This is a genomic window from Pseudomonas sp. MRSN 12121 (genome assembly GCF_000931465.1).
In the GTDB taxonomy this organism is placed as follows: domain Bacteria; phylum Pseudomonadota; class Gammaproteobacteria; order Pseudomonadales; family Pseudomonadaceae; genus Aquipseudomonas.
Window position 1 is genome coordinate 2,193,004 of record NZ_CP010892.1, and the last position, 17,697, is coordinate 2,210,700.

Annotated in this window: 12 protein-coding genes; 6 read left to right on the forward strand and 6 right to left on the reverse strand. The window is 63.2% G+C overall.

The annotated features are described in order from the left end of the window. Window positions 1–6: 6 nt before the first annotated feature. Genes TO66_RS10000 through mfd form a run of 3 tightly spaced genes read right to left on the reverse strand, consistent with a single transcriptional unit; the run spans window position 7 to window position 6,735 of the window. On the reverse strand, window positions 7–2,700 hold the full coding sequence (locus TO66_RS10000) for a DEAD/DEAH box helicase (RefSeq protein WP_044462185.1): 2,694 nt from the start codon (window positions 2,698–2,700) through the stop codon (window positions 7–9). Window positions 2,701–2,711: 11 nt separating this feature from the next. Continuing rightward, window positions 2,712–3,275, reverse strand: coding sequence for a CsiV family protein (locus TO66_RS10005; protein ID WP_044462186.1), 564 nt, complete (start codon window positions 3,273–3,275; stop codon window positions 2,712–2,714). A 10-nt stretch (window positions 3,276–3,285) separates the two neighbouring features. After that, the gene (gene mfd, locus TO66_RS10010) at window positions 3,286–6,735 is read right to left on the reverse strand and encodes a transcription-repair coupling factor (RefSeq protein ID WP_044462187.1); all 3,450 of its coding nucleotides are present in this window, start codon (window positions 6,733–6,735) and stop codon (window positions 3,286–3,288) included. 349 nt (window positions 6,736–7,084) lie between these two features. On the opposite strand from mfd, the gene TO66_RS10015 reads away from it, so the two are divergent. Next, the gene (locus TO66_RS10015; protein ID WP_044462188.1) at window positions 7,085–8,548 is read left to right on the forward strand and encodes a glyceraldehyde-3-phosphate dehydrogenase; all 1,464 of its coding nucleotides are present in this window, start codon (window positions 7,085–7,087) and stop codon (window positions 8,546–8,548) included. Between the two features lie 131 nt (window positions 8,549–8,679). Here the strand turns inward: TO66_RS10015 and TO66_RS10020 are convergent, their stop codons facing one another. Continuing rightward, on the reverse strand, window positions 8,680–9,981 hold the full coding sequence (locus tag TO66_RS10020; protein WP_044462189.1) for an MFS transporter: 1,302 nt from the start codon (window positions 9,979–9,981) through the stop codon (window positions 8,680–8,682). 297 nt (window positions 9,982–10,278) lie between these two features. Here TO66_RS10020 and TO66_RS10025 point away from each other — a divergent pair, with 297 nt between their 5' ends. Together TO66_RS10025 and sthA are read left to right on the forward strand one after the other, a co-directional pair. After that, the gene (locus TO66_RS10025) at window positions 10,279–11,286 is read left to right on the forward strand and encodes an FAD:protein FMN transferase (protein ID WP_044465991.1); all 1,008 of its coding nucleotides are present in this window, start codon (window positions 10,279–10,281) and stop codon (window positions 11,284–11,286) included. A gap of 201 nt (window positions 11,287–11,487) precedes the next feature. Further along, window positions 11,488–12,882: a Si-specific NAD(P)(+) transhydrogenase gene (gene sthA, locus TO66_RS10030; protein ID WP_044462190.1), complete on the forward strand. Its 1,395-nt coding sequence runs from the start codon at window positions 11,488–11,490 to the stop codon at window positions 12,880–12,882. A 42-nt stretch (window positions 12,883–12,924) separates the two neighbouring features. On the opposite strand, the gene TO66_RS10035 is transcribed toward sthA, so the two are convergent. Continuing rightward, a complete protein-coding gene (locus TO66_RS10035; protein ID WP_044462191.1) occupies window positions 12,925–13,647 on the reverse strand; it encodes a glycerophosphodiester phosphodiesterase family protein in 723 nt (240 codons plus the stop codon). 60 nt (window positions 13,648–13,707) lie between these two features. Then, the gene (locus tag TO66_RS10040; protein ID WP_044462192.1) at window positions 13,708–14,295 is read right to left on the reverse strand and encodes a PilZ domain-containing protein; all 588 of its coding nucleotides are present in this window, start codon (window positions 14,293–14,295) and stop codon (window positions 13,708–13,710) included. Window positions 14,296–14,389: 94 nt separating this feature from the next. On the opposite strand from TO66_RS10040, the gene TO66_RS10045 reads away from it, so the two are divergent. The 3 genes from TO66_RS10045 (at window position 14,390) to TO66_RS10055 (ending at window position 17,640) form a co-directional block, all read left to right on the forward strand. Further along, window positions 14,390–15,640, forward strand: a complete 1,251-nt coding sequence (locus TO66_RS10045; RefSeq protein WP_044462193.1) for a lipoprotein-releasing ABC transporter permease subunit — start codon at window positions 14,390–14,392, stop codon at window positions 15,638–15,640. A 7-nt stretch (window positions 15,641–15,647) separates the two neighbouring features. Beyond that, a complete protein-coding gene (lolD, locus tag TO66_RS10050; protein ID WP_164485193.1) occupies window positions 15,648–16,331 on the forward strand; it encodes a lipoprotein-releasing ABC transporter ATP-binding protein LolD in 684 nt (227 codons plus the stop codon). 64 nt (window positions 16,332–16,395) lie between these two features. Further along, a complete protein-coding gene (locus TO66_RS10055; RefSeq protein ID WP_044462194.1) occupies window positions 16,396–17,640 on the forward strand; it encodes a lipoprotein-releasing ABC transporter permease subunit in 1,245 nt (414 codons plus the stop codon). Window positions 17,641–17,697 lie beyond the last annotated feature (57 nt).

The following is a 17,697-nucleotide window of genomic DNA, read 5'->3' on the forward strand; positions in this document are numbered from 1 at the left end:
GCCGGATCAGCGGCCACCTTTCTTGTCGGGCAGCGGGGCGAAGAGGGCTTCGATATCTTCGCTCTGCAGCTTCCAGTCCCCGGCCTTGCGCCCGTCCAGCACGCCAGCCGCCAGGTCTGACTTCTCCTGTTGCAGGTGCTGGATCTTCTCTTCCACTGTGCCGCGGGCAATCAGTTTGTAGACGAATACCGGCTTTTCCTGGCCGATCCGATAGGCGCGGTCGGTGGCCTGGTTTTCCGTGGCCGGGTTCCACCAGGGGTCGTAGTGGATCACGGTATCGGCTTCGGTCAGGTTGAGGCCGACGCCGCCGGCCTTCAGGCTGATGAGGAAGATCTGCAGCTTGCCGCTCTGGAAATCCTTGACCGGCGTGCGGCGGTCGCGGGTCTGCCCGGTCAGCAAGGCATAAGCGATATTGCGCTGTTTCAGCTCGGCTTCGATCAGGCTCAGCATCGAGGTGAATTGCGAGAACAACAGGATACGCCGCCCCTCGTCGAACAGTTCTTCGAGCATCTCCATCAGGCTGTCGAGCTTGCCGGAGGAGCTGCCGCGGATGGGCACTGCGTTTTCGTTGACCAGGCGCAGGTCGCAGCAGACCTGCCGCAGCTTCAGCAAGGCTTCGAGAATGATGATCTGGCTGCGAGCCACGCCCTTGCGGGTGATCTCGTCGCGGACTTTCTTGTCCATGGCCAGGCGCATGGTCTCGTACACGTCGCGCTGGGCTTCATTGAGCTCCACCCAGTGGATGATCTCGGTCTTGGGTGGCAGCTCGGTTGCCACCTGTTCCTTGGTGCGCCGCAACAGGAAGGGTTTGATCCGCCCATTGAGGTGCTGCAGGCGCACTTCGCTGGCGTGTTTTTCGATCGGTACGCGGTAGTCGCGATTGAAACTCTTCACATCCCCGAGCCAGCCAGGCAGCAGGAAATGGAATAGCGACCACAGCTCGCCCAGGTGATTTTCCAGCGGCGTGCCGCTCAGGCACAGGCGCTGGCGCGCATTGAGTTCGCGCGCGGCCTGGGCGGCCTTGCTCGACGGATTCTTGATGTACTGCGCCTCATCCAGCACCAGTACATGCAGGGGTTGGATGGCCAGTTGCTCGACATCCTTGGGCAGCAGCGCGTAGGTGGTCAGGATCAGGTCATAGTCGCTCAGCCGGGCGAAATGCTTCTTGCGGCCGGCGCCATACAGGGCGAGGACCTTGAGCTGCGGGGTGAAATGCGCGGCCTCGTCGAGCCAGTTGGGGATCAGGCTGGTGGGCATTACCACCATGCACGGCCGATCCAGGCGCCCGGCGTTCTTTTCGCTGAGGATGTGGGCCAGGGTCTGCAGGGTCTTGCCCAGGCCCATGTCGTCGGCCAGGATGCCGCCGACTTCCAGCTGGCGCAGGGACTGCATCCAGCTCAGGCCTTCGAGCTGATAGGGCCGCAGGGTGGCGTTCAGGCCTTCTGGCGCGGGCGCCGAATAATCCTTGATGTCGCGCAACCGCTGGGCGAAGGAGCGAATGTGTTCGCCGCCTTCCCAGAGCAGCGGCAGGTCTTCCAACGGATTGAGCCGGGTGGCGTCGGCGCTGCTCAGGCGCAGCGCGGTCTCGCCGGGTTCCTGCAGGTAGAACTCGCCCAGGGTGGCCAGGACCGGCTTCAGCCGGCCATAGGGCAGCGCCACTTGCAGGGGGCCGTGGGGCGAGTTGGGGCGTCCGGGGATGTTGACCAGGATCAGCTCGTCGTCCCGGCGTTTGGCCAGGCGCTCCGGGTTGAGAATCTCGGTATGCGAGCGCATCAGGTTGAGCAGGATCGGCAGCAGGCTCAGGCGTTCGCCATTGACGATGATGCCCAGCTCCAGGTCGAACCAGTCGCGGCCCGGCGCTTCGTCCACGCTGGCGTACCAGTCGTCCACGGCGGTCAGGTCGAAGCCGAAGTCGTCGGCGATCTGCAGCTCCCAGCCCTGGGTGCGCAGCTTGGGCAGTTCGTTGAGGGTGAAGGTCAGCCAGGCGCTGTCGTTGACCATTTCATAGAGTTCGCCGGCGCTTTCCGGCAGGGCCTTGCTCTGTCGGGTGGCGATCTTGAAGCCCAGCCCCCGCAGCTGCTCACGATAACGTTGTTCGATGTCCGGCTGGCGCTTGATGCGCAGGGTCTGCTGTTCCTGGCGGATCAGCACATCGGCGTTCTTCTGTCCGCTGACGTACTCGTCCAGGTAGCTGAAGGACAGCGCCGCCCGGTGCTGGATGTAGCGCTGCATCCTGCCGTTGCGTGGCTCGAAGGCGCTGAATTCGATGCTGGCCAGCCACAAGCGAGGCACCGGTTGTACGTTGTCCAGGAGCTGTTGGGGCAGTGGGGCGGGGCTGCGGTTTTCCAGCACGGCCTGGAGCTTTTCCAGCAGCTCGGCGTCTTTGGCCGCGGCCGGGTAGGCCAGGGTTTCCTCGACTTGCAGCAGGACCGCGGCGATGTGTTTGCAATAGCTGTGGACCGGGCAGGTGCACGACGCGTCGACGATCAGCAGGGTGCCTTTGGCCGACTCGCGCAGGCTGATGGTCTGGCGATAGACGTTGCCTCCCGAACCTTCGCAACTGGCGGTGATGATGCTGTCGCCGGCCTGGGCGATCCTGACACGGTTTTCCAGGGCGTAGCGGCGGCCACGCTCCAGGGCTTGTTCCTTGAATCGGCTGACCCAGGACGGGGCCAGGGGTTTGGTCAGGGTCGGGGGCATAGGGACTTCTGTCAGTCCACGATTTCAGGCGGCGCCTGGCGCGGCGCGGGGGCCGACAGCGAGGTGATCTTGATCAGCAGGGCCAGGTGGCCGTTGTCGAGGTAGTTGAGCTGGCCGTTCTTGGTATGGCTTTGCTGTTTCAGGCGTTCGCTGGCGGTCACCAGGCCATTGCCGTCGATCTGGTTGACCCAGAACTGCGCGTCCACATCGGTGAAGCGCCCGAGTTTCAGGCTCAGGGTGCCCTCGATCGGGAACTGGCCGAATTGCTCCTGGCCTTCGCTGACCGCGACCTTTACCGGCGTCTCGTCCAGCGCCTGCTGCCAGGCCTTGTGCATCAGCACGCTGTAGTCGCCGCTGGCGGTGAGTTTCTCCACCACGCTGCCCAGCGCCGGGGTGCGCAGGCTGTCGGCGCCCAGGCGTTGCGCGCCGGCGGCCCAGTCTTCGGGAGCGGCACGGCTGGCAATCGCGGGAACCGCATTCTGCCGGACCAGGATCATTTCGACCTGATACATGTCGGCGAAGGCCGAGGGAGCGACCAGGGTCAGGAGCAAGGTCAGTGAGCGAAACAGGCGCATGGGGCGTCCTTCAGGCAGTTTTCGGAGTGAGGCGCTCGAACAGCGCCTCCAATGTATTGAAGCGTTCTTCCGGACGTTCCATCGGCACCATGAATTTGAACAGCGTAGCGCCTTCAAACTTGTAGCGATTGGGTTGGCCCTGGATGAGCTTGATCAGCGCCAGCGGATCCACCGGCGTGTCGGCGGCGAACTCGATGCGACCGCCCTGCGGGCCGCCGTCGACCTTCTTGATACCCAGTTGCTCGGCCTGCAGCTTGAGCAGGGTCAGGCGCACCAGGTTCTTGGTCGGTTCCGGCAGCAGGCCGAAGCGGTCGATCATTTCCACTTGCAGGTCTTTGAGGCCGTCCTCGTCGGTGGCCGAGGCGATGCGCTTGTACAGGATCAGCCGTGCATGCACGTCCGGCAGGTAGTCTTCGGGAATCAGCGCCGGCAGGCGCAGGTTGATTTCCGGGCCACCACCCAGCGGCTGGTCGAGGTTCGGCTGCTCGCCCTTGCGGATGGCTTTCACCGCGCGTTCGAGCATCTCCATATAAAGGGTGAAGCCGACCGCCTGGATCTGGCCGCTTTGGCCGTCACCCAGCAGTTCGCCGGCGCCGCGGATTTCCAGGTCGTTGGTGGCGAGCACGAAGCCGGCCCCCAGGTCCTGGGTATTGGCGATCGCCTCCAGGCGCTTTTCCGCGTCCGGGGTGATCTGCTGGCGGGGTGGCGTCAGCAGGTAGGCATAAGCCTGGTGGTGGCTGCGGCCGACCCGTCCGCGCAGCTGGTGCAGCTGGGCCAGGCCGAACTTGTCGGCGCGCTCGATAATGATGGTGTTGGCGCTCGGCACGTCGATCCCGGTCTCGATGATGGTCGAGGCGATCAGCACGTTGAAGCGCTTGTGGTAGAAGTCGCTCATCACCTGTTCGAGTTCGCGTTCGCGCATCTGCCCGTGGCCGATGCCGATGCGGGCTTCGGGCACCAGTTCGGCGAGGTCGGCGGCGCACTTCTCGATGGTCTTCACATCGTTGTGCAGGTAATACACCTGGCCGCCGCGCAGCAGTTCGCGCAGCAGCGCCTCCTTGACCGTGCTCTTGTTCTGCTCCATGACGAAGGTGCGCACCGACAGGCGCCGGGCCGGCGGCGTGGCGATGATCGACAGGTCGCGCATGCCCGACACCGCCATGTTCAGCGTGCGCGGAATCGGCGTGGCGGTCAGGGTCAGGATGTCGACCTCGCTGCGCAGGGCCTTGAGCTGTTCTTTCTGGCGCACGCCGAAGCGGTGTTCTTCGTCGATGATCACCAGGCCCAGGTTCTTGATCTTCACATCGTCCTGCAACAGCTTGTGGGTGCCGATGACGATGTCGATCTTGCCTTCGGCCAGGTCGGCCACCGCGGCATTCACTTCCTTGGCGGACTTGAAGCGGCTCATCACCTCCACGGTCACCGGCCAATCGGCGAAGCGGTCGCGGAAGCTGTTGTAGTGCTGCTGGGCGAGCAGGGTGGTGGGCACCAGGATCGCCACCTGCTTGCCGCCGTGCACGGCGATGAAGGCGGCGCGCATCGCCACTTCGGTCTTGCCGAAGCCGACGTCGCCGCAGACCAGGCGATCCATCGGCTTGGCGGCGAGCATGTCCTCGCGCACCGCTTCAATGGTGGTCTGCTGGTCCGGGGTTTCCTCGAACGGGAAGCCGGCGCTGAACGTGGCGTAATCGGCTTTCGGATCGGCGAAGGCATACCCTTCGCGGGCGGCGCGGCGCGCGTAGATGTCCAACAGCTCGGCGGCGACATCGCGTACCTGTTCGGCGGCCTTGCGCTTGGCTTTCTGCCAGGCTTCGGAACCCAGGCGGTGCAACGGGGCGAGGGCGTCGTCGCTGCCGGTGTAGCGGGCGATCAGGTGCAGGTTGGCCACGGGCACATAGAGCTTGGCGCCCTCGGCATATTCGAGGGTGAGGAATTCGGCGGCCTGGTTGTCGATCTCCAGGATCGACAGCCCCAGATAACGACCCACGCCATGATCGATATGCACCACCGGCGCGCCCTCGCGCAGCTCGGTAAGGTTCTTGATCACCGCGTCGTTGTTGGCGTCGGCGCGCTTCTCCCGGCGCCGGCGCTGCATCACGCGCTGGCCGAACAACGGGCTTTCGGCCACCAGTGCCAGCGCCGGATCGTCCAGCTGCAAGCCTTCGTCCAGTGGCGCGATGGTGATTGCCAGGCGTTCCTTGCTCGCGACGAAATCCGGCCAGCTGTCGACGGTCTTCGGCCGCAGCTTCAGGCGTTCGAGCAATTCCAGCAGCACCTCGCGCCGCCCCGCGGACTCGGCGGTGAACAGCACGCGTCCGGAGAACTGGTCGAGGAAATTCGCCAGGGCCGCCAGCGGCTGGTTGGCCTTGGCTTCGATGGCAAGGTTGGGCAGCGGCTGCGCCGGGAAGCGCTCGCGGCCGGCGCCGGCCTCGATGTCCTGCTGGCTGGCGACCACTCGTGGCCAGCTTTTCAGGCGGGCGAAGCAGTCTTCCACCGGCAGGAACAATTCGGCCGGTGGCAATAAAGGGCGGGACGGATCGACGCGACGTTCTTCATAGCGGTTGCGCACATCGTTCCAGAAGTTCTCGGCCGCCTGCTCGATGCCCGGCAGCGAGAACACCTGGGTGTCCTGGGGCAGGTAGTCGAACAGGGTCGAGGTGTTCTCGAAGAACAGCGGCAGGTAGTACTCGATGCCGGCGGGAGTGATCCCGCTGCTCAGGTCCTGGAAGATCGGGCAGCGGCGGAAGTCGACATCGAAGCGTTCGCGAAAACGCGCCTTGAAGCGGGTGATGGCCTCTTTCTGCAGCGGGAATTCCTTGGCCGGCAGCAGGCGTACCGAATCGACCTTGTCGATCGAGCGCTGGTTTTCCGGATCGAAGGTGCGCAGGGTCTCGATTTCATCGTCGAACAGGTCGATGCGATAAGGCAGTTTGCTGCCCATCGGGAACAGGTCGATCAGGGCCCCGCGCACGGCGAATTCGCCGTGCTCGTAGACCGTGTCGACGCAGCGATAGCCGCTGGCTTCCAGGCGGGTGCGCATCTGCTCGACATCGAGCTTCTGGCCGACGTCCAGCACCAGGCTGCTGCCCAGCAGATATTGGGTCGGTGCCAGGCGGTGCAGGGCGGTGGTGATCGGCACCACCAGCACGCCGTGCCCCAGCTCCGGCAGCCGGTACAGGCTGGCGATGCGCTGGGAAATGATGTCCTGGTGCGGCGAGAACAGATCGTAGGGCAGGGTTTCCCAGTCCGGGAAATGCAGCACGGGCAAATCCGGGGCGAAGAAACTCAGCTCCTGTTCCAGCCGTTCGGCACTTTGGCTGTCGGCGGTCAGCAGCAGGGTGAAGCGCTTGGCGGCGCTGGCAGCCTCGGCGATGGCCAGGCTGAGGGCGGCACCGGGCAGGTTGCCCCAGTGCTGTTTGCCGGCGGCGGCAGGGAGTTGCGGTAGACGCAGAACGGGCACGGAAGGTTGAGCTCCAGCGTTGCGACAAAGTCGGTAATTGTACGGCCCTGCGTACCGGCTGTCAGTTGCAGATGTGTCTATCGCGTGGTCGGGGCAAATGTAGTGGCTATGACAAAAAAACCGGCTTTCTGATGGGAAATGTAGTGCCGTTTCGCGGTGGTGTTACGGAGGGTTACAGACAACGCAGAATACCCATGCAAAATATAGGCTTTTGCAAAGCCGCGTATTTACTGGGCTGGAGCGAGGCGGGATTTTCCCCGAGGGGATTTTGTTACGTTCCGCACGACAGGCGCGCATTGCTACGGTGGGGACTCGGCGGCATAATGTAGCCCCTTTTTTCAGCCCCTACATGTGGAAGGTTCCCGTGACTCAGAAGCCCGACCAGTGTCTTGGTGAATGGATCGACCGTGAAGCGCTCGCAGAAGCGATGATTCCGCTTATCGGTCAGCTCTACCGCAATAACAATGTGGTGAGTTCGATCTATGGCCGCAGCCTGATCAACCAGTCTGTCATCGCGATTCTCAAAGCTCACCGCTTTGCTCGCCATCGTCAGTCCGACGAAAGCGAATTGTCCGTCCACGAAACGTTCCCTCTGCTCAAAGCCATGAGCGAGCTCAAGCTCGGCGCTGCCTCAGTAGACCTGGGCAAGCTGGCCGTCAAATTCAAGACCCAGGGCAATGGCCGCACCGCCGAGCAATTCGTTCGCGAAGAGCTGGCCGAAGTGGTTGGCCAGCAAAACGCCTCGGCCCGTAAAGGCACCGACGTGGTGCTGTACGGCTTCGGCCGTATCGGCCGCCTGCTGGCGCGCATCCTGATCGAAAAAACCGGTGGTGGCGACGGCCTGCGCCTGCGTGCCATCGTCGTGCGCAAAGGCGCCGAAAACGACCTGACCAAGCGCGCCAGCCTGCTGCGTCGCGACTCGGTGCACGGTTCGTTCAACGGCACCATCACCATCGATGAAGCCAACAACACCATCACCGCCAACGGCAACCTGATCCAGGTGATCTACGCCAAGAGCCCGAGCGAAGTCGACTACACCCAGTACGGCATCCACGATGCGCTGATCGTCGACAACACCGGTGTATGGCGCGACGCCGACGGCCTGGGCCAGCACCTGGCCTGCCCGGGCGCTGCCCGCGTGGTTCTGACCGCACCTGGCAAGGGCGCGCTGAAGAACATCGTGCACGGTATCAACCACGGCGAAATCACCGCTGACGACAAGATCGTTTCCGCCGCCTCTTGCACCACCAACGCCATCGTGCCGGTGCTCAAGGCTGTGAACGACCAGTACGGCATCGTCAACGGCCACGTCGAAACCGTTCACTCGTTCACCAACGACCAGAACCTGATCGACAACTTCCACAAGGGCAGCCGTCGTGGCCGCGCCGCGCCGCTGAACATGGTGATCACCGAGACCGGTGCTGCCACTGCCGCCGCCAAGGCGCTGCCAGTGCTCAAGGGCAAGCTGACCGGTAACGCGATTCGTGTTCCGACGCCGAACGTGTCGATGGCCATCCTCAACCTGAACCTGGAAAAGGCCACCACCCGCGACGAGATCAACGAGTACCTGCGCCAGACGGCCATGCACTCGGATCTGCACAAGCAGATCGACTTCGTCAATTCCCAGGAAGTGGTTTCCACCGACTTCGTCGGCTCGCGCCACGCCGGTGTGGTGGACGCTGAAGCGACCATCTGCAACGACAACCGCGTTGTGCTGTACGTCTGGTACGACAACGAATTCGGTTACAGCTGCCAGGTGGTTCGCGTGATGGAAGACATGGCCGGGGTCAACCCGCCAGCGTTCCCGCGCTAAGCCTTAGCCGCACATGAAAACGCCCCGACTTGTCGGGGCGTTTTTGTTTGTGGCGTTTGCCTTGTCGCGGGCAAGCCTCGCTCCTACAGGCACATCAAACCCGTAGGAGCGAGGCCTGCCCGCGATGGCTGCTATTGAGCGCCGCCAGTCACCGCCGCCTGCGCGGTACGCAGCTCATGGCGCTTGCCACGGAACAGCACCAGGGTCGCGATCAGGCCCAGGATCGCTGCGCCGCTGAGCCAGATGCCGGGCGCCGCCTTGTTGTCCAGCACATGGATCAGATAGGTACAGGCCGCCGGGGTGAAGCCGCCAAAGGTCGCGGTCGCCAGGCTGTAGGCCAGGGAGAAGCCGGTAGTGCGCACCTCCACCGGCATGATTTCGGTCAGGGCCACCACCATGGCGCCGTTGTACGAGCCATAGAGGAAGGACAGCCACAGTTCGACGATCAGCAGATGACTGAAGCTCGGGTTGGCCACCAGCCAGGACAGCGCAGGATAGGCCGTGAGAATCGCCAGCGTGGTTGCCGCCAGCAGCAGGGGCTTGCGCCCGATCTTGTCCGAGACCGCGCCCATCACCGGCAGCCAGAAGAAGTTCGACAGGCCGATGCACACGGTGACCAGCAGCGCGTCGAGGTCCGACAGCTGCAACTCGGCCTTGCCGAAGGTCGGGGTGTAGGCGGTGATCAGGTAGAAGGACACGGTGGTCATGACCACCAAAGCCATGCCTGCGAGGACGATGCCGAAATTCTGGCCGATGGAACGGATGATTTCCTGCAGGGTAGGGCGATGCTTGCGGGCCTGGAATTCCGGGGTTTCCTCCAGCGAGCGACGGATCATGAAGATCGCCGGCACTATCATGCAGCCCACCAGGAAAGGCACGCGCCAGCCCCAGTCGCTCATCTGTTCCGGGTTCAGCCAATGGTTCAGGCCCACGCCCAGCAGGCCGGCGAAGACCACGGCGGCCTGCTGGCTCGCCGATTGCCAGCTGACGAAAAAGCCCTTGCGTCCGGGCGTGGAGATTTCCGCCAGGTAGACCGAGACGCCGCCCAGTTCCACGCCGGCGGAGAAGCCTTGCAGCAGGCGGCCAAGCAATACCAGCAGCGGTGCGGCGACCCCGAGGGTGGCATAGCCCGGGACGCAGGCGATCAGCACGGTGCCGGCGGCCATGAGTGCCAGGGTGATGATCAGGCCCTGGCGACGGCCGTGGCGGTCGATGTAGGCACCCAGAAAGATCGCCCCCAGGGGGCGCATCAGGAAGCCGGCGCCAAAGGTCGCCAGTGACAGCATCAGGGATGCGAAAGCACTGTCGGCAGGAAAGAAGGTCTTGGCGATGGCCGTGGCGTAGAAGCCGTAGACCATGAAGTCGAACATTTCCAGAAAGTTGCCGCTGACAACGCGAAAGATCGCTTTGCCTTTGCCCGTGGTCGTGGACATTTTATTCACTCACTTTGGCTATGTTTTGTTAGCAATCCCTGGTCGTTACCCGTCCTGGCTGCGTAACCCGGGCGGCAAAGCCGCAGGCCAGGCAGTTTGTAACAATATGTGTATGGGGCTGTGTAGGCAACAAAAACTCTTAGCTTGCTTGCTAAATAGCCGTTTGGCCTGGGGGTTATCGCGATCAGGCTGGTGTGCGGCGGGCGCGGGCGGTTGGCGCATAATGGCGCCCCTGTTTGTTCGCGATCGAAGGGTGGTCGATGTTCTGGAGACGCTGTTGTGCTGGGTAATACCGTGATGCGCCTGTGCGCGTCCCTGGCCGTCGTGGCGGCCCTGGCCGGATGCGATCGGGGCGACCCGCTGGAAAGCTTCGGCGGCCCGACCATGGGCAGCACCTATTCGATCAAGTACGTGAGGCGCGCCGCGCTCGCCGCGCCGGATGAGGTGCAGGCAGAGGTCGAGGGCATGCTCGCGCAGATCGACCGGCAGATGTCGACCTACCGCAGCGATTCGGACATCGAGCGCTTCAACGATCTGCCGGCCGATCGCTGCCAGGCGATGCCGGCGGCGGTCCTGCAACTGGTTCGGGTAGGGCAGCAATTATCCCGTGCCAGCCAGGGTTCCTTCGACCTGACGGTCGAGCCATTGCTCGATCTGTGGGGCTTCGGTCCCCAGGGGCGGGGAGAGCGGGTGCCGAGCGACGAGGCGCTGACCCAGGCGCGGCAGCGGGTCGGCTACCACCACCTGCGTATCGAGGGCGACAGGCTGTGCAAGGACGCCGCAGTGGAGGTGGACTTCAACAGCATCGCCGCCGGTTACGCGGTGGATCGGATTGCCGCCAGGTTCGAGGCGATGGGCATCGACGATTACCTGGTCGAAGTCACCGGCGAACTCAAGGCCGCCGGCCGCAAGCCTGATGGCTCGGCGTGGCGCATCGCGCTGGAGGAGCCGCGGGACGATCGGCAGGTCGCCGAGCGGATCATCGAGATCGATGGTTACGGGGTCTCGACTTCCGGCGACTACCGCAATTATTTCCAGCACGACGGGCAGCGCTATTCCCACACCTTCGATGCGCGTACCGGCAAACCCGTCGAGCATGGCCTGGCGTCGGTCACGGTGGTTCATCCGGCGGCGCTGATGGCCGATGGGCTGTCGACCCTGTTGCTGATTCTCGGCCCCGAGCGCGGCTGGGACTACGCGGAAAAACACGATATCGCCGCATTTTTTGTGATTCGTGCCGATACAGGCTTCGTCACACGCAGCAATCGTGCGTTTGATCGCCTGCTGGCCGGACAAAAGCAGTAATCTTGCGCGGTGCCGCGGCGCCTTGTCGCAGGCAAAAGTAGCCGGCGACGCGACCAAGGGTTAATGTGCGCGGCGTTGACGCTTCTATAGACTGTGCCCGGGTTCGTAACCGAGCCAAATTGATCCTTCATGCCGCTGGCCGCGACATGATTTAGCCGTAGGCGCCACACCGGGTGCCACGGCCTGTTCTGAGGAGTACGCATGGCTGTCTACAACTACGACGTAGTGGTGCTGGGTTCCGGCCCCGCTGGAGAAGGTGCGGCAATGAACGCCGCGAAAGCAGGACGCAAGGTCGCGATGGTCGATAGCCGTCGCCAGGTCGGCGGCAACTGCACCCACCTGGGCACCATCCCGTCCAAGGCCTTGCGTCACTCGGTCCGGCAGATCATGCAGTTCAACACCAACCCGATGTTCCGGGCCATCGGCGAGCCACGCTGGTTTTCCTTCCCCGATGTGCTGAAAAGCGCCGAGAAGGTCATCTCCAAGCAAGTGGCCTCGCGCACCGGTTACTACGCCCGCAACCGGGTCGACGTATTCTTCGGCACCGGCAGCTTCGCCGACGAGCAGACCATCGAAGTGGTCTGCGCCAACGGCGTGGTCGAGAAACTGGTCGCCAAGCACATCATCATCGCCACCGGCTCGCGTCCTTATCGCCCGGCCGATATCGATTTCAACCACCCGCGGATCTACGATAGCGACACCATCCTCAGCCTCGGCCATACCCCGCGCAAGCTCATCGTCTACGGTGCCGGGGTGATCGGTTGCGAATACGCCTCGATCTTCAGTGGCCTGGGGGTGCTGGTCGAACTGGTCGACAACCGCGGCCAGCTGCTGAGCTTCCTGGATTCCGAAATCTCCCAGGCGTTGAGCTACCACTTCAGCAACAACAACATCACCGTGCGCCACAACGAGGAATACGACCGTGTCGAAGGCCTCGACAATGGCGTGATCCTGCACCTCAAGTCGGGCAAGAAGATCAAGGCCGATGCCTTGCTCTGGTGCAACGGCCGGACCGGCAACACCGATCGCCTGGGCATGGAAAACATCGGGGTCAAGGTCAACAGCCGTGGCCAGATCGAGGTGGACGAGAACTATCGCACCTGCGTGCCGAACATCTATGGCGCCGGCGACGTGATCGGCTGGCCGAGCCTGGCCAGTGCCGCCCATGACCAGGGCCGTTCGGCCGCCGGCAGCATCGTCGACAACGGCAGCTGGCGCTTCGTCAACGATGTCCCGACCGGGATCTACACCATTCCGGAGATCAGCTCGATCGGCAAGAACGAGCAGGAGCTGACCCAGGCCAAGGTGCCTTACGAAGTGGGCAAGGCCTTCTTCAAGAGCATGGCGCGCGCGCAGATCGCCGGTGAGCCGCAAGGCATGCTGAAGATCCTGTTCCACCGCGAGACCCTGGAGGTCCTCGGCGTGCACTGCTTCGGCTACCAGGCTTCGGAGATCGTGCACATCGGCCAGGCGATCATGAACCAGCCGGGCGAACTCAATACCCTGAAGTATTTCGTCAACACCACGTTCAACTACCCGACCATGGCCGAGGCCTATCGAGTAGCCGCTTACGACGGCCTCAACCGGCTTTTTTGAGCAACTCCGGCCGGTGGCCTGAGCCGGCCGGGGAGACCGATTTCAGTAATTCTCGAGCGTGGCGCTGGCCAAACCGGGAAAGTCTGTAATCAGGCTGTCTACGCCGAAGTCGGCGAGCCTGCGCATCAGCGCAGGTTCGTTGACTGTCCACACCGATACATGCAAACCCTGGCGCTGCGCCCGTTGCAGCCGTTCCGGGGTGCAGAGCGTCCAGTTCAACGCCAGAATCTCGCAGCCATAGCTTTGCGCGACCTTCAACGGGTCGAGCCAGGCGTATTCGGCGACCAGCCCACGCGACAGGTCCGGGGTCAGCTCGACCGCCGCCTTGAGTACTTCCCGGGAGCTGGAGGTGACGGTGACCTTGTCCAGCAAGCCAAAACGCTGCGCCATCTCGCGAATCGCCAATACCGTGGTGGCGGCGCGGGTGCGCGAGGCGCTCTTGACTTCCAGCTGCCAGTGCTCGAAATCGCATTTCTCGAACAGTTCTTCCAGGCGCGGGATCGGGCAGGGGGTGACCCACCCCGGGCCACCCTTGCGGGCGTCGTAGGTCACCAGTTCGGCGGCGCTGTGTTCGACCACCTTGCCGCGGCGGTCGGTGGTGCGCTTGAGCGTCGGGTCGTGGATCACCATCAGCTCGCCGTCCATGGACAGGTGCAGGTCCAGCTCGCAGCGGCGCACGCCATGCTTGAGGCACTGCTGGAAGCTGGTCAGGGTGTTTTCCGGGGCTTCGCCTTTAGCGCCGCGGTGGCCATAAATCAGGGTCACGATTGCTCCTTCACGGAAATTTTTCCATTAGATGATCGGTGCTGTGCGATGAGCCGCAGGTCAATCGGCCGCCGGGTCGTTCTGTTCTCGCGCCTGGCGACGTTCCTGGGCCTGTTTCTGCAGGATATAGCGGGCCAGCAACTGGCGTTGGGCATCGGTCAACGATTCGAACTCGGTACCGATTTCGAAGGTGCCGAAACTGCGGGGTTCGCAATGCGTGACCTTGGCTTGCAGCAACAGGCCAAGGGCCTGGGGCATCAGCAGCAGCTTGATGGCCAGGTGGCTGCCGGCAGGGTAGGACAGGTGGTGTTCGAACTCGATGCCGCCTTCGGAAAGAATGACCCGCTGCGGTTCGCCGAACTTGCCGAGCACGGTCTGCGCCACCACCTGGCTGAGCAGGTCGATGCGCTTGTTCATGGTCTTCAGGTAATTGGCCAAGGTCCGGTCGCGCTCGCTGACCTGGCGCAGCAGGTGCTGCGATTCGAATTCGCTCAGGTGCAGTTCGCTGAGCAGATTGAACAGCGGCGACGCATCCTGCAACACTTCCTTGGTCGCCGCGTCATGGGCGGACAAGGGGCTAATTTCCAGTGCGATCATGTCCTCGATACGGTAGTATTCGCGGCGATCTTCTTCATCTAATGTCGACATGGCGAACCCATGGTAGCGGCGGTGGTCTGAGTGTAAAGCTGCTTACCAGGACCCGCCACAAGGACGTCTTCTTTTCCTCCGAACAAGCCCCGACATGTTCAGACCTCTCTTCGTATTTATTGGCACGCGTTATACCCGTGCAAAGCGTCGCAATCATTTCGTGTCATTCATCTCCCTGACCTCGATGATCGGGCTCGCCCTTGGCGTGGTCGTGATGATCGTCGTGCTGTCGGTGATGAATGGCTTCGACCATGAAATGCGCACCCGCGTGCTGGGCATGGTGCCTCACGCGACCATCGAATCCGGCGAACCGATCGGCGACTGGCAAAGCCTGGCCGACAAGGTCAAGCAGAATCCCAAGGTGCTGGCGGTGGCGCCGTTCACCCAGATGCAGGGGCTGCTGACCAATAATGGACAGGTGCAGAAAGTCCTGCTCAACGCCATCGATCCGGCCAAAGAGCGTCAGGTCTCGATCATCGATAACTTCATGAAGCAGGGCAAACTGGACGACCTGGCGCCCGGCAGCTTCGGCATCGTCATCGGCGATAAGGCGGCGACCAAGCTGGGTGTGGGCCTGGGCGACAAGCTGACCTTCGTTGCACCCGAGGTCACGGTGACCCCCGCCGGGATGTTCCCGCGCATGAAGCGTTTCACCGTGGTCGGCATCTTCCATGTCGGCGCCGGCGAACTGGACGGCTACCTGGGGCTGACCAACCTTGACGACCTGGGCCGGCTGCACCGCTGGAAGCCGGATCAGGTGCAGGGCCTGCGCCTGAAGTTCGACGACCTGTTCCAGGCGCCGCGCACTGCCTGGGAAATCGCCCAGCAACTGGGTGAGAACCAGTACTTCGCCCGCGACTGGACCCGTACCCACGGCAACCTGTACCAGGCCATCCGCATGGAGAAAGCCATGATCGGCCTGCTGTTGCTGCTGATCGTCGCGGTGGCCGCGTTCAACATCATTTCCACCCTGGTCATGGTGGTGAACGACAAGAAGGGCGATATCGCCATCTTGCGTACCCTTGGCGCGACGCCGGCCACTATCATGCTGACCTTCATGGTCCAGGGCACGGTGATCGGCGTGATCGGTACGCTGATCGGTGCGGTGGTCGGGATATTTGCGGCGTTGAATGTGAGCGCCGCGATCTCCGCCCTCGAAGGCCTGATCGGGCACAAATTCCTCAATGCCGACGTGTATTTCATCGACTACCTGCCGTCGCAACTGATGGCCGAGGACGTGTTGATGGTCTGCGGTGCGGCACTGGTCCTGAGTTTCCTCGCCACCCTGTATCCAGCCTGGCGTGCGGCGCGCACCCAGCCTGCGGAGGCGCTACGTTATGAGTGAGTTGGGCATGAGTGAAAAAGCAATTCTGAGCTGCCGCGACCTGGGCAAGTCCTACGAGGAAGGTCCGGAGTCGGTGGTGGTGTTGTCCGGCCTGCAACTGGAACTGCACCCCGGTGAGCGCGTGGCGATCGTCGGCACCTCCGGCTCGGGCAAAAGTACCTTGCTCAACCTGCTGGGCGGCCTCGATACGCCGACCAAGGGCAGCGTCTGGCTCGATGGCGAAGAGCTGTCGGCGCTGAGCGAAAAAGGCCGTGGCCTGCTGCGCAACCGCTCCTTGGGCTTCGTTTACCAGTTCCACCACCTGCTGCCGGAATTCACCGCGTTGGAAAACGTCTGCATGCCGCTGCTGATCGGCAAGACGGCCATCCCGGAGGCGCGCCAGCGGGCCACCGCGTTGCTGGAGCGGGTAGGGCTGGCGCATCGCCTGGAGCACAAGCCGGCCGAGCTGTCCGGCGGTGAACGCCAGCGTGTGGCCATCGCCCGCGCACTGGTCAACAAGCCTGGGCTGGTGATGCTCGACGAGCCGACCGGCAACCTCGACTCCCACACCGCCCAAGGTATCCAGGACTTGATGCTGGAGCTCAGTACCTCGATGCGCACCGCGTTCCTGGTGGTGACCCACGACATGAACCTGGCTCGGCAGATGGACCGCGTCCTGCACTTGCAGGAAGGTTGCCTGACGCCTATCTGATCGGCTGTAGCCCGGCGCCTGGAGCAGGCGCCGGGCCTTTAATTTCCATACGGTGCCCCAGCGAATGTTCAGACCGTTATCGATCTTTATCGGCACGCGCTATACCCGCGCCAAGCGCCGCAATCGCTTCGTTTCCTTCATCTCCATGACCTCGATGATCGGCCTCGCCCTGGGCGTGCTGGCAATGATCGTGGTGTTGTCGGTGATGAACGGTTTCCAGCGCGAAATGAGTTCGCGCATCCTCGGCATGGTGCCCCACGCGACCCTCGTCGGCGTCAAGCCGATCGACGATTGGCAGCCCGTGGCCGCCGCGGCGATGAAGAACCCCGAGGTGACGGCGGCGGTGCCGTTCACCGAAATGGAAGGCATGCTCTCCTACAAGGGGGCGATGCAGCCGATCCAGATCAGCGGCATCGATCCGGCCCAGGAGGGCAAGGTGTCCATCGTTGCCCAGCATATCGTGCAGGGCCGCCTGGATGCCCTGAAGCCCGGTGAGTTCGGGGTGGTGATCGGCGAGATCACGGCGCGCCGTTTCCGCCTGAATGTCGGCGACAAGTTGACGCTGATCGTGCCGGAAGTCAGCTCCGCGCCGGGCGGTATTACCCCGCGCATGCAGCGCTTGAATGTGGTTGGGGTGTTCAAGGTCGGTGCCGAGCTGGACGGCTCCATGGGCCTGATCCACGTGGCCGATGCGGCCGAAATGCAGCATTGGCAGCCCAACCAGGTGCAGAGCGTGCGCCTGGCGGTCAAGGACCTGTATGCGGCGCCCAAGGTCGCCGGCGACATTGCGACCAGCCTGGGCGCGGACTTCAAGGCCGATGACTGGACCCACACCCAGGGCAGTCTGTTCAGTGCGATGAAAATGGAAAAGACCATGATCGGCCTGTTGTTGCTGATGATCGTCGCGGTGGCCGCGTTCAACATCATCGCCACGCTGATCATGGTGGTGAACGACAAGGGTGCGGACATCGCGATCCTGCGGACCATCGGCGCCACGCCGCGGCAGATCATGGCGATCTTCATGGTCCAGGGGACGGTGATCGGTATCGTCGGCACCCTGATCGGTGGCGTGCTGGGAGTGATCGCGGCGTTGAATGTCAGCGCGCTGGTGGGGTGGCTGGAGCGGGTCAGCGGCCAGCATATCTTCAGTTCCGATGTGTACTTCGTCAGCAACCTGCCTTCCGAACTGCAGGGCGGCGACGTGGCCCTGATCTGCACCGCGGGGTTTGTCCTGAGCTTCCTGGCCACCCTGTACCCGGCGTGGCGCGCGGCGAAGGTCGAGCCGGCGACGGCGCTGCGTTACTCGTAAGGCCAGCACCGCTACCGCGAGCAAGCTCGCCCCTGCAGGGGAGCTTGCTCGCTGATC

Excerpts from the sequence above, each read along its gene's own strand:
- TO66_RS10000 (WP_044462185.1), bottom strand. The coding sequence starts at position 2,700 with ATGCCCCCGACCCTGACCAAACCCCTGGCCCCGTCCTGGGTCAGCCGA.
- TO66_RS10005 (WP_044462186.1), bottom strand. The coding sequence starts at position 3,275 with ATGCGCCTGTTTCGCTCACTGACCTTGCTCCTGACCCTGGTCGCTCCC.
- TO66_RS10015 (WP_044462188.1), top strand. The coding sequence starts at position 7,085 with ATGTGGAAGGTTCCCGTGACTCAGAAGCCCGACCAGTGTCTTGGTGAA.
- TO66_RS10020 (WP_044462189.1), bottom strand. The coding sequence starts at position 9,981 with ATGTCCACGACCACGGGCAAAGGCAAAGCGATCTTTCGCGTTGTCAGC.
- TO66_RS10025 (WP_044465991.1), top strand. The coding sequence starts at position 10,279 with ATGCGCCTGTGCGCGTCCCTGGCCGTCGTGGCGGCCCTGGCCGGATGC.
- sthA (WP_044462190.1), top strand. The coding sequence starts at position 11,488 with ATGGCTGTCTACAACTACGACGTAGTGGTGCTGGGTTCCGGCCCCGCT.
- TO66_RS10040 (WP_044462192.1), bottom strand. The coding sequence starts at position 14,295 with ATGTCGACATTAGATGAAGAAGATCGCCGCGAATACTACCGTATCGAG.
- TO66_RS10045 (WP_044462193.1), top strand. The coding sequence starts at position 14,390 with ATGTTCAGACCTCTCTTCGTATTTATTGGCACGCGTTATACCCGTGCA.
- lolD (WP_164485193.1), top strand. The coding sequence starts at position 15,648 with ATGAGTGAAAAAGCAATTCTGAGCTGCCGCGACCTGGGCAAGTCCTAC.
- TO66_RS10055 (WP_044462194.1), top strand. The coding sequence starts at position 16,396 with ATGTTCAGACCGTTATCGATCTTTATCGGCACGCGCTATACCCGCGCC.